We start from the raw sequence: 15,351 nt of genomic DNA, 5'->3' as shown, positions 1-15,351 counted from the left end.
GCGCGAGTCAGCGGCGGCAGCGCCGCGGCGACGGGCAGGATCACGGCGGGAACGGTGCGGCTGCGGGCGCCGTTGCCGTGGCGGCGGGCGACGGTCAGCTCGGCGTCGGCGCCGGGCGGGCCGGTCCCGTCGGGGTGCCAGAAGGCCACGCGTCCCTCGCGGGGCAACCGGCCGGGGAGGAACACGGCGGCGCAGCGGGTGAGGGCGTCGTCCGCAGGGGTCGGTGCCACCTTGCCACTCCCCTTGCGCCGTGCGGTGCCGCGTGCCGGTTCGCCAGTCTAGTGCCGGGGGGTGTCAGTGCCGGGGTGTCACCCCTGGCGGGCTTCCGCCGCCCCTCGGCCGCTCCCGTGGACCGTCCCGCCACGGCCGTGCGGGCCGGGGTTCCGTCCCGCCGGCCGTGGGTGGATGCTGGAAGAGGTGGTGGTTTGCGATGCGTACCGGAAGTGAGCCCGTCGAGGCCCGCAGCCCCCTGAGGTTCCGGCTGACGCTGGCGATCTGGGGCCTGTTCTGGGCGATCGCCGGGACAGTGATCTTCGCGGAGCTCGACCGGATCGGCTGGGCCGTCGCCTGCGGCGTGGTGATGCTGACGGCAGCGGCAGACATCGTGCTGGTGGTGCACCGGATGCATCAGGGCGCGCACTGGCAGCCCGGACGTGACGTGCCGCCGTACCGGCCCGTCGGACGACGCTGACGCCGTTGCCGTGAGCCGTGCCCGCGGGCGGTACGGGTACAGCCCGCCGGGCTCAGGAGGACGCGCTGGGTGGAGGTCCGCCGATGTGGGCACGGCGGCCCCGCGGACTCCTGGGCGTCGGGTGGGACAGCCATCCCTCACCGTCCCACCCGACGTCCACCTCAGCTGCGTGCGCGCTGAGTTGCGGCGATGCAGGCCAGGACGACCAGGGCGGTCACCGGTGCCAGGGGGGACGGGTGCTCGCCCATCAGCCAGACCGCCCAGACGAGCGTGACGAGCGGTTGGGCGAGCTGGATCTGGCTGGCCCTGGCGACGCCGATCGCCGCCATGCCGCGGTACCAGAGGACGAAGCCGGCGAACTGCGAGACCCCGGCGATGTACGTCATGCCGATGACGGCGTCGGCGGTGAGACGGACCGGCTCCGACGGCAGGGCCAGGGCCGTGGTCGTCGCCATGACCGGCAGTGCGGCGACTGCTCCCCAGGCGATCACCTGCCATCCAGGCATGTGGCAGGACAGGCGGCCGCCTTCCGCGTAGCCGGCCGCGCACACCAGCAGAGCTCCGAACAGATACAGATCGCCCACGGCGGGTTCGCCGTGGCTCTGGTACAGCGTGAAGCCGATCACGACCGCCGCGCCGGTCAGTGCCGCGGACCAGAACAGGCGGGAGGGACGCCTGCCGGTGATCGCGGCCGACGTCGCCGCGGTGGCCAGCGGGAGCACCCCGATGACGACGGCCGAGTGCGCGGTCGATGACGTCTGCAACGCGAGCGTCGTCAGCAGCGGGAAACCAAGGACGCAACCGCCGGCGACCGTCAGCAGCCCCGGCCAGTGGCGTCGTTCGGGAACGGGGACGCGGAACCCGATCAGGCAGGCCCCGGCGAGCAGTCCGGCCAGCACCCCCCGGAGACCGGTCGCCGTCCAGGGGCCGAAGCCCTCCAGGGCCCAGACCGTCGCCGGGAAACTGGCGGAGAAGGAGACCACGCCCAGGGCGGCGAGAAGCGCGCCGCCGCTTTCCGCTGTCTCCCGTGTGCGAGTAGCGCTATCTTGTACTGTCATGCACGAACGTAGCAGTGTGGCCCAACTGGCGGCCATTCTTCGGGAAGATCTGCCCCGCTACTCCGAAGGCGAGAAACTGCCGTCCAGCCGGATACTGGTCGAGCGGCATCAAGTGAGTCCGGTGACGCTGTCCCGCGCCATCGGCGTCCTGGTCGCCGAAGGCCGGGTGGTCTCCCGCCCCGGCGTCGGTGTCTTCCGGGCCGGCCCCAACCGCGCGGCGGACCGGGCCGGCGACCTCTCCTGGCAGGAGGTCGCCCTCAGCGCGGAGCCCGGCGCGGCTCCGGGTGAGTCCGGCTCCCGGCGCGTCAGGGCATCCGGGGTCCTGGCCACCCTCACCGTCCCGCCGCCCGAGGTCATCGATCTCAACGGCGGTTATCCGCATCCGTCGTTGCAGCCCGAGCGCCCCCTCGCCGCGGCTTTGGCCAGGGCGGGGCGCAGGCCCGGCACCTGGGCACGGCCGCCGGTGGAAGGACTCCCGGACCTCAGGGAGTGGTTCGCCCGGGACATCGGCGGCCCGCGCGGTAGCCTCACCGCCTCCGACGTCCTGATCACGGGCGGGGGCCAGAGCGCGCTCACCACGGCGCTCCGTTCGCTCGCCGCCCCCGGCGCGCCCGTGCTCGTCGAGTCCCCCACCTACCCCGGCCTGCTGGCCGTCGCACGGGCGGCCGGTCTGCGTCCGGTTCCGGTGCCGGTCGACTCCGACGGGGTACGCACCGACCTGCTGGCGGAATCCTTCCGGCTCACGCAGGCGCGGGTCTTGGTCTGCCAGCCGCTGTTCCAGAACCCCACCGGGGCGGTCCTCTCCCCCGGTCGCAGGAACGACGTGCTCCGCATCGCGCGCGCGGCCGGGGCCTTCGTCGTCGAGGACGACTTCGCACGCCGGCTCGTCCACGCGGACGCGCCCCCGCCTCCCCTGCCCCTGGCCGCCGACGACCCCGACGGCGTGGTGGTGCACGTACGTTCGCTGACCAAGGTCACCTCACCCAGTCTGCGCATCGCCGCGCTCACCGCCCGCGGCCCTGCTCTGGAGCGACTGCGAGCGACTCAGGTCGTCGACAGCTTCTTCGTTCCCCGGCCGCTCCAGGAGACTGCGCTCGAACTCGTCGGCTCCCCGGCCTGGGGCCGTCACCTGCGGTCCCTCGCGGCGGCCCTGCGCGATCGCCGGGAGGCCATGGTCGCCGCACTGCTCCACCGGGTCCCGGGCCTGCTCGGGCCGGCCCCGGCCGGCGGCTACCACCTGTGGCTGCGCCTGCCCGACGGCACCGACGAGTGTGCTCTGGCGGCCGCAGCCCTGCGGGCGGGCGTCGCCGTCACCCCGGGCGGACCGTACTTCCCGGCCGAGGCGCCGGCACCGCGTCTGCGGCTGAGCTACGTGAGCGCCGCGGGCCCGGGCCCGATCGCCGACGGTGTGCGCCGACTGCATCTGGCCTGCTCCGGGACCGGCCTCTGAGCACCTGCGGCCGGGACGGGACCCGCTCCGCCCGGACTGTGCCTCGGGTCACGCGCCCTCGCCGAACCGGGCGGCCTCGACGAAGTCGGGACGCGGATCCAGGGCCGCCGCCAGCCGGAAGAACGGAACGGCCTCGTCGGCCCGGCCCGCCCGCTGGAGCGTGCGGCCCAGCGCGAAGTGCGCGAAGGCGTTGTCGGGCTCACGTTCCACGATCAAACGGAACTCCCGCTCGGCGGCACGCAGTTGCGCGGACGCGAAGTAGGCGCGGGCCCGCAGCAGCCGGGCTGCCCCGCTCTCCGGATGGTCGGCGAGGACACGGTCGAGCAGCTTGACCGCGCCCCGCGGGTCACGGGCGGCCAGCAGTTGCTCGGCGGCACGGAAGTCGATCACATGGGTCTCGGGCGTACGCTCGGCCACCGCTGCCTCCCGGAAAATCGCGCTGCTTGCCCGTTTGCGGTCCGCCACGACGCAACAAGTCCGGACCTCGGCTGATTCCCGTGCGACACGGCGTGCACCAGTGATGCCCGCGCGGGGCGGCGCTCAAGCGCCGGGCCCGTTCGCTGCCCTGCTCGGGACAACCGGTCGGTGGGAGCCCCGCGCTCGGGCCACGCCCTCGAGCCCCGGTCCGGATGGCGTGTCGGGCTCCCGTCCGTTCAGGCCCGGGCCGCCGCTTCCCGGCGCCGCAACTCGCCCCAGAGTTCGTCGATCCGCGGCTCCAGGTCCGCCGGCGGACCGTCGTTGCCGATCACCAGATCCGCGACCGCCCGGCGCTCCTCACGGGTGGCCTGGGCGGCCATCCGGGCACGGGCGTCGGCCTCGTCCATGCCCCGCAGCCGCACGAGACGGTCCAGCTGGGTCTGTGGGGAGGCGTCGACGACCACGACCACCTCGTAGAGGGGCGCCAGCCCGTTCTCGGTCAGCAGCGGAACGTCGTGGACGACGATCGCGTCCCGCGCCGCCGCCTCCTCCAGCTCGGCCGAGCGGGCGCCGACCAGCGGATGGACGATCGCGTTCAGCGCCTTGAGGCGGTCCGGGTCGTTGAAGACGACCGACGCGAGCCGGGGACGGTCCAAGCTCCCCTCGCTCGTCAGCACCTCCGGCCCGAACTCCGCGACGACGGCGTCCAGGCCGGGCGTGCCGGGCGCGACGACCTCGCGTGCGATCCGGTCGGCGTCGACGATCACCGCCCCACGGACGGCCAGCAGCCGGGACACCTCGCTCTTGCCGGCGCCGATCCCGCCGGTCAGGCCCACCTTCAGCATGAGAGCCACCCTAAGCCCCGCCCGCCCCCGGGCATCCGGCCGCCGCCTCAGCTCCCCTCCTCGCCCTCCCGCTCGGCGAGGAAGCGCTCGAAGTCCCGGCCGAGTTCGTCGGCGGAGGGGATGTGGGAGGGATCCGCGAAGAGGTTGCCGCGGGTCTCGGCCCCGGCCGACGCGTCGTACTGGTTCTCCAGACCGCGCACCAGCGCCACCAGTTCCTCGTCGCCCTCGCCCAGTTGGCGTTCGATCTCCGCCTGGGTCCCCTGGGCCTCCGTGCGCAGCTGCTGCGCCACGTCCGGCAGGACGAGGCCGGTGACCGAGACGACCGCCTCCAGGGCCGCCAGGGCCGAGTCGGGGTAGGGGGAGCGCGCGATGTAGTGCGGCACGTGCGCGGCCACGCCGAGCACGTCGTGTCCGGCTTCGGCGAGCCGGAATTCCAGGAGAGCGGCGGCACTGCCGGGCACCTGGGCCTCCTCGAAGACGCTGCGGTGGCCGGGCAGCAAGTCGACGCGGTTCCCGTGCGGTGTGATACCGACCGGCCGGGTGTGCGGCACGCCCATCGGGATGCCGTGGAAGTTCATCGCGAGCCGGACGCTCAGGCGTTGGACGATCTCGCGCACTGCGGCGGTGAAGCGTTCCCACTCGACGTCCGGCTCCGGGCCGGACAGCAGCAGGAAGGGGGTGCCGGTGGCGTCCTGCAGCAGTTTCACCTCGAGCTCCGGGGCCTCGTACGCGGTCCAGCGGTCGCGGCGGAACGTCAGCAGCGGGCGCCGGGCGCGGTAGTCGACGAGCCGGTCCGCGTCGAACCGCGCGACGGTGCGGCCGGGCAGCTGGTCGAGGAGGCGTTCGACGATCTGGTCACCGGTGTCACCGGCGTCGATGAAACCGTCGAAGTGGTAGAGCATGACCAGCCCGGCCGAGGCCTGGGCGATCGCCGTGTCCGCCGCGGCCAGCCCCTCCGGCTCCCATGTGTACAAAGCCTGCGGATCCAGCACCGTTCCTGCTCCTCCTCGTGGTTCTTCTGCACCCAACACAGCGCAGGGCGTCGGCATTCCCGTTGCCCCGTGCCCGGTCGCGGGAACCGCCCCACGACCACGGGAACACCGAAAGCTTATACATTCTTGACAAAGAAAGTTTTCGGAGTGATCCTGGTCTCATGTTGGACGTCGCAGTGATCGACGACCCGGCGGCGGCCGGGGTGTCCCTCGACCCGGTGCGAGCGCAGTTGCTCGCACACCTCGCCGAACCCGGCTCGGCGAGCACGCTGGCACCCCGGGCCGGACTGTCCCGGCAGAAGATCAATTACCACCTCAGGGCGCTGGAGCGGCACGGCCTCGTCGAACTCGTCGAGGAGCGGCGCAAGGGCAACTGCACGGAGCGGGTGCTGCGCGCCACCGCCGCGTCCTACGTCATCTCGCCGGCCGCGCTGCCCGCGGTGGCCCCCGACCCGGACCGCTCGCGCGACCAGCTGTCCGCGCGCTGGCTGCTGGCGCTGGCCGCCCGGATGGTGCGCGAGGTGGGCGAGCTGATGGCCGGAGCGAGCGCGGCGAGGAAGCGACTGGCGACCTTCGCGGTCGACACCGAGATCCGGTTCGCCTCAGCCGCCGACCGGGCCGAGTTCGCCGCCGAGCTGAGCCGCACTGTCGCCGCCTTGGCCGCCGAGTACCACACGGAGAAGGCGGAGCGGGGGCGGGACCACCGTCTGGTCATCGCCCTCCACCCCAGTCTCAAGGACCACGCCGTGCCCGGCGGCCGCACGACACGAGCCGCCGGCGACGGCACCACGACCGAGGAGCCGTGAACATGGGCAAGGAATTCGAGATCCGGCGCGAGGGCGAGCTGCCGACCACGCCGGAGGAGTACTGGGACGCGATCACCACGGGCCTCGGCGGATGGCTGTGGCCGATGGACATCGAACCCCGCGAGGGCGGAAGCGCGGCCTCCGTGGGCACGGTCACCGTCTGGGACCCGCCGCACCGTCTCGTCACCCGGGCTGAGGGGGAGGACGGCTGGTTCAACCAGTTGGAGCACGTCGTCCAGGCGCACGAGGGCGGCACGGTCCGGTTCCGTTACGTGCACAGCGGGGTCTTCACCGACGACTGGGACAACCAGTACGACGGCGCCGGCCGGCACACCGACTTCTACCTGCACACCCTCGGCCAGTACCTGCAGCACTTCAGCCGCCGGCCCGTCACCTACGTCTCGGCCGACGGCCCGAAGGCATCGACTGCACCCGACGCGTTCACCACACTGCGCCGGGATCTCGGACTCGGCCCGGCCACGGCCCAGGGGGACACGGTTCGTGTCGTCCTGCCGGGCGCCGGGACGCAGGAGGCGGTCGTCGACTACCACGCGGCACACTTCACCGGCCTGCGCACCCGGGACGCCCTGTACCGCTTCTTCGGGCGCAACGCCTTCGGAGCGCCGGTGGGCGTCGCCCTGCACCTGTTCGCCGAGGACGCAGACGGGACGCAGGCCGAGGAGTCCTGGCAGAGGTGGCTGGACGAGCTGTACGCCTGACCGTTCCCGGGCGTGCCGCCGCGGCGCCGCTCCGCCCCGGCTCCCCGGAGCCCGGGGCGGAGCCGCGTCACATCGCGGCCACCTTCTCCTCCACCCAGTCGTACACGCCGGCCAGCGTCGCCCGGTGCTGTTCCCGGCCGAGCATGTGCAGCCACCCGGGCACCATGTTGACCTCGATGATCACCCAGCCGCCGGCGGGATCCGGCAGGACGTCGAGGCCCGAGAGCGTCAGGCCCATCAGACGGGTCGCCCCGAAGGACAGTTCCAGCAGGTCGTCGGGGGCGTCGAGGCGCTCGAAGCTCGCGCCCTCCAGGGTCTTGCAGCGCCACGACCCGACCGCGGGCAGCTTCAGGATGTTCATCGGCGCCACGTCACCGGCGACGGTGATGCGGTACTCCCCGAACCGCGTCGGGTAGTACGGCTGGCACATGAGCGTCTCGTACTTCTCCAGCAGCCGCTCGGCGACCGCCTTGTCGGCCTCCGGGTCGGTGATGCGCTCGACGTCCCTGCCGCCGTAGCCGTACGACGGCTTGACGATGGCCGAACCCCACTGCTCGCAAGCCGCCGCCACCTCCTCCAGGGAGGTCGCCGAACGGACGGGCGGCACCGGGAACCCGTTCTGCGCCAGCTTCTGGTTCATCAGGAACTTGCTGTAGGTGTGGTGCCACACGTCGGCCGGGTCGAAGAGGCGCCCGCCCAGGGCGTGGCTGAGCATCGACAGCCGCTCGACCCGGTCCTGCCAGTCGTCGCCGTGCAGTCTGGCCCGACTGATCACCGCGTCGAACGACGACGCCGGCTCGCCCTTCAGCATCAGGTCGGGGCCGTGGTTCCCGGGGATGTAATCGATTTCCTTGAGCGTGAACAAGGACGTCTCATGGCCGCGTTCCCGTCCGAATTCGGCGAGATTCGGACCATCCGGATCCACACCGGTGTAGTCCCAGGCGAGAATTCCGATCTTCACGGCCACACCCCAGAGTTGACGAGCGGTCACCGGGCTCCGAATTCCGGCTGAACCACGGCACCGTACAGCAGTTTTCGCACGAAACAACAGATGGCGAAACGACTTTCGCATTGGCTATGGTGACCGCAATTCAGGGCCCCGCGAGGGGGCTCGGCGGGGAGGGGAAACCGATGGCAGCGCTGTTGGAGACGCTCGAGGCACCCAGCCCGGAGCGACTCGCCGAGTACCGGGCCGAGGGGTGGTGGAGGGAGTCCACCTTCCTCGACGACCTTGCGCGCGCGAGCCGGGAGCGCCCCGGCCATCCCGCCGTGATCGGCTACCTCGACGGCGCGCACGAACGCACCCTGACCTACGCCGAACTGGCCGCCACCGTCGACCGTTTCGCCGGTGCGTTCACCGAACTCGGCGTCGGACGCGGCGACGTCGTCGCCCTCTACCTGCCGAACCGCTGGATGTTCACCCCGCTGCTGCTGGCCTGCCACCGCGTCGGCGCCGTCGTCGCCACGGTCGGGCCGCCGCTCGCCGACTGGGAGCTGAACCTCGTCCTCGAGGCCACGTCCGCCAAACTGTGCGTCACCGTCGACACCTTCGAGGGCATCGACTACGCCGCCCGCCTCGCGGCCGCCACCTCCGCGGCCCTCGAACACCGCGTCGTCGTCGGGAACGCGTCCGCGACCGGCGCCATGTCCTTCGGCGAATTCTTCCTCGACACCCCGTGGGAGGAGCGGCACACCATCGACCCCTCGGCCGCGCTCGGTCCCACCGAGCCCGCGCTGCTGCTGTCCTCCTCCGGCACCACCGGGCCGATGAAGACCATCGCGCACAGCCAGGACACCGTCTACTCGTCGGTGCGTGCGGTCTCCGTGCCCCACGGCATCACCGCCGACGACGTCATCGCGATCCCCCACTACGCGACCCACATGGCGGCGCTGTCCTACTCCAACTACATGGCGCTCCTCGTCGGCGGCACCTGCGTCATGCAGGACACCAACACCGACATGAACCTGCTGCTCGACCTGGTCGCCCGGCACGGTGTCAGCTGGCTCTACGCGGCCCCCGGCTACCTCGTCAACGCCTGCGCCGCCCAGCAGGAGAAGCCCCGTGAGACCGGCACGCTGCGGCACATCGTCTCCGGGTCCGCGCCCATCCAGCCCCAGCTGATCGACGACGTCCGCGGGGCGTTCGGCGTCGAACCTCACGCCCTGTGGGGCATGACGGAGAACGGCGCCGTCACCATCACCCGCCCCGACGACCCGCCGGGCTGGGCCGCGCACAGCGACGGCAGCCCCGTCCCGTGGATGGAGATCCGCATCGCGGAGGACCCCGAGGCGGACCCCGACGCCCCCGACGGAGTCGGCCGGCTGCTCGTCCGCGGTGCCTCGCAGTGCCTCGGCTACGCCGGCCAGCGCGAGACGTACGAGGCGAGCGTGGACGCAGACGGCTGGTTCGACACCGGTGACCTCGCCAAGGACGACGGCCGCGGCGGCATCCGCATCACCGGCCGACGGGTGGACCTGATCATCCGGTCCAATGCGATCAAGATCCCCACACTGGCGATCGAGGCCGTCCTGCTGCGTCACCCCAAGATCACCGAAGTCGTCCTCGTCGGCTACCCCGACCCGGCCGTCCCGGGCACCGAACTGGCCTGTGCCGTGGTCGTGTTCGAGGGCGAGCCACCGACGCTCGAGGAACTCCACGAGCACCTGGAGAAGGAGGGCGTGGCGCGGGTGATGTGGCCCGACCGCGTCCAGTTCGTCTGGCAACTGCCCAAGAACTCGCTCGGCAAGGTGATCCGCCAGCCCTTGCGCGAGCGACTGGAAACCGCTCCGGTCCCACGGGCGTGAGCGGCATCGGCACCGAAGCCGGACAGGTCACGGCCGGACCGGCGACCGGCGGACGGGCCCGGACGTCCGCGCTGGTCCTGATATCGGCCGCCCAGCTGATGCTCCTGCTCGACTCCACCATCGTGAACGTCGCGCTCCCCGCCATCCAGGAGTCGCTGGGCATCCACGGGGCGGAACTCGAGTGGGTCGTCAGCGGCTACTCACTGGCCTTCGGCGGGCTGCTGCTCCTCGGCGGCCGCGCGGGCGACATCCTCGGCCGGCGCAGGGTGTTCACCGCCGGACTCGCCCTGTTCACCGCCGCATCCCTGCTCGGCGGCTTCGCCTCCGAACCATGGATGCTGCTCGTCAGCAGAGCCGCCCAGGGCGTCGGCGCGGCGGCCGCCTCCCCCGCAGCCCTCTCCCTGATCGCCACGACCTTCCCCGAGGGCCGCGAACGCAACCGGGCCATCGGCATCTACACGGCCGCAGCCACCTCCGGCGGCGGCGTCGGCCTCCTGGCCGGCGGCCTCATCACCACCTACCTGTCGTGGCGATGGATCCTCTTCGTGAACGTTCCCGTCGGCACGCTCATGATCGCCCTGGCATGGAAGCTGCTCCCGGAGACCGAACGCAGCCGCAAACGGCTCGACCTGCCCGGCGCCCTCACCGGCACCCTCGGGATCACGCTGCTGGTGTACGGGCTGATCAACGCCGCCACCGACGAGACGGGCCGGCAGCACTGGGCCGACCCCGACGTCCTGCTGACGCTCGCCGCCTCGGCACTGCTCATCGCCGCCTTCGCACGCATCGAGCGCCGCGCCGCCCATCCGCTCGTCCCGCTGCGCATCCTCACCGACCGCGCCCGCGCCGGCACCTACCTCATCCTCACCCTGTCGAGCACCGCCATGTTCGGCATCTTCTTCTTCCTCACCCTCTTCCTCCAACAGGTGTGGAACTACACGCCGTTGAAGACCGCCCTGGGATACCTCCCGCTGACCTGCCTGCTGATGTACAGCACGAGTCTCGGCGGACGGCTGCTCGGCACGCTCAGCGCCCGCACCCTCGTCCCCGGCGGCCTCACGATCGCCGCGGCCGGCATGTTCTGGCTCTCGCGCATCGGCGACTCCGCCGGCTACTGGACCGGCCTGCTGCCGCCCACGATCCTCACCTACCTCGGCCTCGGCGTCATCAGCGTCCCGCTCACCGCCGCCGCCCTGTCCGGCATCTCCGCCGAGGACTCGGGTATCGCCTCCGGGCTGTTCAGCACCGCGCGCCAGGTCGGCGGCGCCACCGGCCTCGCCGTCCTGGGCACGGTGGTCTGGGCCTCGGCCGCGCACTCCTCGCTCTCGGTGGCGGCAGGCCACGGATTCGCCGTCGCCGGCGCGGCGGCCGCAGTCGCCGCCCTCGTGGCGCTCGCGACGGTCCCCCGCGTACGGAAGGAGCCCGGCGCATGAGCGAGACGAGCGACTTCCTCGTCCTCGGCGGAGGCATCGCCGGCGCCGCGGCGAGCCACCACCTGGCCGAGCACGGCCGGGTGACCCTGCTCGAGGCGGAGCCCCGGCCCGGCCTGCACTCCACGGCCCTGTCCGCAGGCCTGTTCTCCGAGTACTACGGCAACCGGGCCGTCCGCACCCTCACCACCGCGTCCCGGCCCTTCTACGAGGAGGCAGGCCTGCTCCGCCCCCGCGGGGTCCTGGCCCTGGCGCCCCCCGGCACCGGCAGCGCCTTCGAACAGGCCCTGCGCTCCGGAGCCGAAGCCCCCGAGGGCGTCGCCGAACTGGAACCGGACGAGGCACTGCGGCTCTGCCCGATCGTGCGGCCGGGCTTCGAACGCGCCCTGCTGCGCCGCGGCGCCTGTGACGTCGACGTCGCGGGCGCCCACCGGCTGCTGCTGCGCCGCGGCCGGGTGGTGACCGACGCCCGGGTCACCGCGCTGAGTCGCAACGGCGGCGGCTGGGTCGCCGAGACCACTGCCGGCCGCTTCACCGCCCCGGTCGTCGTGAACGCGGCAGGCGCCTGGGCCGACGCGATCGCCGTACTCGCCGGCGTCGCCCCGCAGGGCATGGTCCCCCTGCGCCGCACCGCCGCCGTGGTGGCGCCCCCGGACGGGCACGACATCAGCGGCTGGCCGATGATCACCGACATCGCCGGGACCTACTACGCCCGGCCCGAAGCCGGCGGCCTGCTGCTGAGCCCCGCCGACGCCGCCCCGATGCCGCCCGGCCCCGTCCACGCCGACCCCGCGGACATCGCCACAGCCCTCACCCGGTTCGAACGGGCCACCACCGTCCCGGCCGGACCGGTCCGCCGCAGCTGGGCCGGGCTGCGCACCTCCACCCCCGACGACACCCCCGTCATCGGCGAAGCGGCCGGTGCGCCGGGGTTCTTCTGGCTCGCCGCCCTCGGCGGATACGGAGTGCAGTCCGCCCCCGCCGCAGGTCTGCTCCTCGCCCACCTCGTCACCGGAACCACCACGCCACCACCACTCTCGGCGGTCACCGCGGCCCTCGCGCCGGACCGGACCGCCCGGATCTGAGGGACGACGCATGGGGAACACCACGGGCACATCCCGGCGGCAGGACGACCCGGCCGTCAGAGCACGCGTCCTGGGAGCCCAGGCCGGCCAATCGGTCGACCACGGTCCGTACCGGCCGGTGAGCGCGCTGTTCGAGGCCCAGGCCGACCGGACACCGGACCGTCCGGCGCTCTCGTACCGCGGGACCACCGTGAGCTACCGCGAACTCGACGAGCTGGCCAACGGTCTGGCCCTCCGGCTGCGCGCGGCCGGGGTTCAGCGCGGCGACCTGCTGCCGGTGTTCGTCCCCAACAGCCTCGAACTGCCCCTGTGCATGCTGGCCTTGATGAAGCTCGGCGTCGCCTTCGCCCCCTGCGACCCCGCCTGGCCCGCCGAGCGGATCCAGGCCGTGCACTCCCTGCTGAGACCCCGGATCACCCTGGTCACCGGAAATTCCGGGCTGCCCGGCCTGGTCGTGGACCGGGACCACGTCACGCCCGTGCCGGAACGCCCGGGGCAGCCCCCCGGCCCGAACGAGCCCGCGTACGGCATCTTCACCTCCGGCACCACGGGCACCCCGAAGTGCGCGGTCAACGTGCACCGCGGACTGACCAACCGCTTCCGTTTCATGACCCGTCACATGCGCGCCGACGGCTCCGAAGTCGTGCTCCAGAACAGCAAGCACACCTTCGACTCCGCCATCTGGCAGCTGCTGTGGCCGCTGACCACCGGCGGGCACAGCGTCATCCCGGAACAGGGCGAGTTCCTGGACCTGGAGCGAACGGTCGCAACCATCGCCGAACACCGGGTCACCATCACCGACTTCGTTCCCGCCACCCTGGCCTCCCTGGTGGCACTGCTGGACAACGATCCCGCAGCAGTCCCCGCGGTGTCCTCGCTGCGCCATCTCGTGGTGGGCGGCGAGGAGATCGTCCCGCACTCCGTCCACCGACTGCGCGAACTCGTACCGGGAGTGGCGGTCAGCAACGGCTACGGGCCGTCCGAGACCTCGATCGGCATGGTCTTCCACCCGGTCGACACGGCCGACGGCGACCACATCCCGCTGGGCCGTCCCATCGACAACTGCTACGCGGTCGTACTCACCGACGACCTCGGGCTGCTGCCGCCCGGGGAAGTCGGGGAGATCGTCATCGGCGGTGCCTGTCTGGGCACCGGCTACTTCGCGGACGCCGGACAGACCGCGCGGGCCTTCGTCCCCAACCCGTTCCCCGAGATACCCGGCAACCGCCTCTACCGCACCGGCGACCTCGGCTGGTTCGACGACCGCGGCGACCTCCGCTTCGCCGGCCGGCTCGACCAGCAGGTGAAGATCGACGGCGTCCGCATCGAACTGCTCGAGCTCGAGGCCGTGGCCGAAGGCGCCGACGGCGTGCAGCAGGCCAAGGCCCTGGCCGTGCGCGTCGGGGGGCGCAACCGCCTCGCCGTCGTCGCGGCCGGCACCGTCGAAGCCGGTGAACTGCGCGACCACCTGGTCTCCCGCCTTCCGCGCACCAGCATGCCGCAGCACTGCCTGGTGGTGCCGGCGCTGCCGCTCACCGACAACGGAAAGGCCGACCTGCGGGCCCTCGAGGCGCTGGTCCTGCGGGAGCTCGCCGCCCCCAGGGCACCGGCAACCGTCACCGGCCCGCTGCCGGTGCGCATCGCCGACGTGCTGCGCGAGACGCTCGGACTGTCCGCGTACGGCGTGGACGACGCCTTCCTCGACCGCGGCGGCGACTCGCTCTCCGGTCTGACGGCCGTCTTCCGGATGCGCGAACTCCTCGGTGTCCGGGTCGGCGTCCAGGACCTGTACACGTGTCAGACCCCGTCGAGGCTCGCAGCTCTGCTGACCGGCACCGGGGCGGGCACCGACGGGGATCATCGGCCCGGGGCCGATGTCGCCGCTCTGATGGAAAGCGACGCCGCACTGGCCGACGGCCTTCCCGTCCTCGCTGCCGGCTGGACTCCCGGCCCGCAGCCCGCAACGGTGCTGCTCACCGGAGCCACCGGGTTCGTCGGCTCCCGGATCCTGCACCGGCTGCTCACCGCGACCGGGGCGCGGGTGGTCTGCCTCGTCCGCGCGGCCGACGACCGGGATGCCCGGCAACGAGTCCGACACGCCCTGGACGTACTGCGGTTGCCCGTCGATGAGGGTGCGGGCCGGCTGGACGCGCGTGCCGGGGACCTCGGCGCCGAGCGGTTCGGGCTGGGGACCGCCGACTGGGAGAAGCTCGCCGCGGACTGCGACGCCGTCGTGCACGCCGGGGCCCTGGTCAACTTCCTGCTGGACTACGGCGAGCACCGGGCGGCCAACGTCCTCGGCACCGCGGAAGTCCTTCGCTTCTCCCTGGCCGGCCGGATCAAGCCGCTGCACCACGTCTCCACGCTGGGCGTGCTCGACCGGCATGCCGCGGCCACCGGCGAACGGCTCGCCGAGGACACCGACCCGCACCGGATACTGCCGCCGCTCAGCGGCTACAGCAGGTCCAAGTGGGTCGCCGAACGGCTCCTCACCGGAGCCCGCGAGCAGGGCGCGCCGGTGACCGTCCACCGGCTCGGCGAGGTGATGCCGGCGGCCGACAACGGCGTCCCCAACGACAAGGCCCTCACTCACCTGTTGCTCGGCGTCTTCCACCGGCTCGGCGTGTGCCCGGACGTGCCGATGCGCTCGGACTACACCCCCGTCGACGAGGTCGCCGTCCGCATCGTCACCGCCCTCGAGCACCACGTCCAGGGTGTGTTCAACGTCTTCCACCGGCAGAGCACCGACTTCCGCGACGTCCTCGTCCGGGGCGGGGTCGCCCTCACTCCGGTTCCCGAAGGCGACTTCCTCGACCGGCTGCGCGCCGACGCCCTGGCCCGCCCGGGCCGGTCGGGTGCGCTGCTGGGGCTGCTGCAGCGGGCGCCCCTGCGCGACCTGCTCAGCGACAACCCGGCACTGTTCGCCAGGAAGGGACTCGACGCGTTCGACCGGCGGCACGGATTCACCGACGGACCACTGGACGCGGCCATCACCGCGTACGTGCGCACGCTGGAGGCGTGCTGACGATCCCGGGCCGGGTTCCCGGCCCGCG

14 protein-coding genes are annotated in these 15,351 nt (G+C 72.6%); 8 read left to right on the top strand and 6 right to left on the bottom strand.

Annotated features, from left to right (window positions below):
* Window positions 1-230 (bottom strand): hypothetical protein (locus tag M1E25_RS04140; protein WP_251409650.1); only part of this gene is annotated, 230 nt, incomplete at its 3' end.
* 200 nt (window positions 231-430) lie between these two features.
* Between M1E25_RS04140 and M1E25_RS04135 the strand changes: the two genes are divergently transcribed.
* A complete protein-coding gene (locus M1E25_RS04135) occupies window positions 431-691 on the top strand; it encodes a DUF6343 family protein (RefSeq protein ID WP_251409647.1) in 261 nt (86 codons plus the stop codon).
* A 161-nt stretch (window positions 692-852) separates the two neighbouring features.
* On the opposite strand, the gene M1E25_RS04130 is transcribed toward M1E25_RS04135, so the two are convergent.
* On the bottom strand, window positions 853-1,674 hold the full coding sequence (locus tag M1E25_RS04130; RefSeq protein WP_372500516.1) for a DMT family transporter: 822 nt from the start codon (window positions 1,672-1,674) through the stop codon (window positions 853-855).
* Between the two features lie 73 nt (window positions 1,675-1,747).
* On the opposite strand from M1E25_RS04130, the gene M1E25_RS04125 reads away from it, so the two are divergent.
* On the top strand, window positions 1,748-3,199 hold the full coding sequence (locus M1E25_RS04125) for an aminotransferase-like domain-containing protein (RefSeq protein ID WP_251409641.1): 1,452 nt from the start codon (window positions 1,748-1,750) through the stop codon (window positions 3,197-3,199).
* Window positions 3,200-3,247: 48 nt separating this feature from the next.
* Here the strand turns inward: M1E25_RS04125 and M1E25_RS04120 are convergent, their stop codons facing one another.
* The 3 genes from M1E25_RS04120 to M1E25_RS04110 all read right to left on the bottom strand — a co-directional run bounded on the left by M1E25_RS04120 (window position 3,248) and on the right by M1E25_RS04110 (window position 5,453).
* Window positions 3,248-3,616: a tetratricopeptide repeat protein gene (locus M1E25_RS04120; RefSeq protein ID WP_251409638.1), complete on the bottom strand. Its 369-nt coding sequence runs from the start codon at window positions 3,614-3,616 to the stop codon at window positions 3,248-3,250.
* Between the two features lie 236 nt (window positions 3,617-3,852).
* Window positions 3,853-4,461, bottom strand: coding sequence for a dephospho-CoA kinase (coaE, locus tag M1E25_RS04115; RefSeq protein WP_251409634.1), 609 nt, complete (start codon window positions 4,459-4,461; stop codon window positions 3,853-3,855).
* Window positions 4,462-4,508: 47 nt separating this feature from the next.
* Entirely contained in the window at window positions 4,509-5,453 is a 945-nt protein-coding gene (locus tag M1E25_RS04110; RefSeq protein WP_251409630.1) for a proteasome assembly chaperone family protein, read from the bottom strand.
* A 161-nt stretch (window positions 5,454-5,614) separates the two neighbouring features.
* Between M1E25_RS04110 and M1E25_RS04105 the strand changes: the two genes are divergently transcribed.
* Complete coding sequence (locus M1E25_RS04105; RefSeq protein WP_251409627.1) at window positions 5,615-6,259, top strand: ArsR/SmtB family transcription factor; 645 nt, start codon at window positions 5,615-5,617, stop codon at window positions 6,257-6,259.
* 2 nt (window positions 6,260-6,261) lie between these two features.
* Entirely contained in the window at window positions 6,262-6,978 is a 717-nt protein-coding gene (locus M1E25_RS04100; protein WP_251409624.1) for an SRPBCC family protein, read from the top strand.
* A 67-nt stretch (window positions 6,979-7,045) separates the two neighbouring features.
* Here the strand turns inward: M1E25_RS04100 and M1E25_RS25730 are convergent, their stop codons facing one another.
* Entirely contained in the window at window positions 7,046-7,939 is an 894-nt protein-coding gene (locus M1E25_RS25730; RefSeq protein WP_251409621.1) for an ATP-grasp domain-containing protein, read from the bottom strand.
* A gap of 170 nt (window positions 7,940-8,109) precedes the next feature.
* Between M1E25_RS25730 and M1E25_RS04090 the strand changes: the two genes are divergently transcribed.
* Genes M1E25_RS04090 through M1E25_RS04075 form a run of 4 tightly spaced genes read left to right on the top strand, consistent with a single transcriptional unit; the run spans window position 8,110 to window position 15,323 of the window.
* Window positions 8,110-9,783, top strand: coding sequence for an AMP-binding protein (locus tag M1E25_RS04090; protein ID WP_251409618.1), 1,674 nt, complete (start codon window positions 8,110-8,112; stop codon window positions 9,781-9,783).
* Complete coding sequence (locus M1E25_RS04085; RefSeq protein ID WP_251409615.1) at window positions 9,780-11,216, top strand: MFS transporter; 1,437 nt, start codon at window positions 9,780-9,782, stop codon at window positions 11,214-11,216. The genes M1E25_RS04090 and M1E25_RS04085 overlap by 4 nt, the downstream gene beginning before the upstream one ends.
* Window positions 11,213-12,298 (top strand): NAD(P)/FAD-dependent oxidoreductase, encoded by a 1,086-nt coding sequence (locus tag M1E25_RS04080; protein WP_251409612.1) that lies wholly within the window; start codon window positions 11,213-11,215, stop codon window positions 12,296-12,298. The genes M1E25_RS04085 and M1E25_RS04080 overlap by 4 nt, the downstream gene beginning before the upstream one ends.
* Before the next feature lie 10 nt (window positions 12,299-12,308).
* On the top strand, window positions 12,309-15,323 hold the full coding sequence (locus M1E25_RS04075; RefSeq protein WP_251409610.1) for a non-ribosomal peptide synthetase: 3,015 nt from the start codon (window positions 12,309-12,311) through the stop codon (window positions 15,321-15,323).
* Window positions 15,324-15,351: the final 28 nt, after the last annotated feature.

It is taken from the genome of Streptomyces meridianus (assembly GCF_023703325.1).
In the GTDB taxonomy this organism is placed as follows: Bacteria; Actinomycetota; Actinomycetes; order Streptomycetales; family Streptomycetaceae; genus Streptomyces; species Streptomyces meridianus.
Note: the sequence above shows the minus strand (reverse complement) of the source record. Positions and strands in the feature narration are given on the sequence as shown.

Excerpts from the sequence above, each read along its gene's own strand:
- M1E25_RS04135 (WP_251409647.1), top strand. The coding sequence starts at position 431 with ATGCGTACCGGAAGTGAGCCCGTCGAGGCCCGCAGCCCCCTGAGGTTC.
- M1E25_RS04125 (WP_251409641.1), top strand. The coding sequence starts at position 1,748 with ATGCACGAACGTAGCAGTGTGGCCCAACTGGCGGCCATTCTTCGGGAA.
- coaE (WP_251409634.1), bottom strand. The coding sequence starts at position 4,461 with ATGCTGAAGGTGGGCCTGACCGGCGGGATCGGCGCCGGCAAGAGCGAG.
- M1E25_RS04105 (WP_251409627.1), top strand. The coding sequence starts at position 5,615 with ATGTTGGACGTCGCAGTGATCGACGACCCGGCGGCGGCCGGGGTGTCC.
- M1E25_RS04100 (WP_251409624.1), top strand. The coding sequence starts at position 6,262 with ATGGGCAAGGAATTCGAGATCCGGCGCGAGGGCGAGCTGCCGACCACG.
- M1E25_RS04090 (WP_251409618.1), top strand. The coding sequence starts at position 8,110 with ATGGCAGCGCTGTTGGAGACGCTCGAGGCACCCAGCCCGGAGCGACTC.
- M1E25_RS04080 (WP_251409612.1), top strand. The coding sequence starts at position 11,213 with ATGAGCGAGACGAGCGACTTCCTCGTCCTCGGCGGAGGCATCGCCGGC.
- M1E25_RS04075 (WP_251409610.1), top strand. The coding sequence starts at position 12,309 with ATGGGGAACACCACGGGCACATCCCGGCGGCAGGACGACCCGGCCGTC.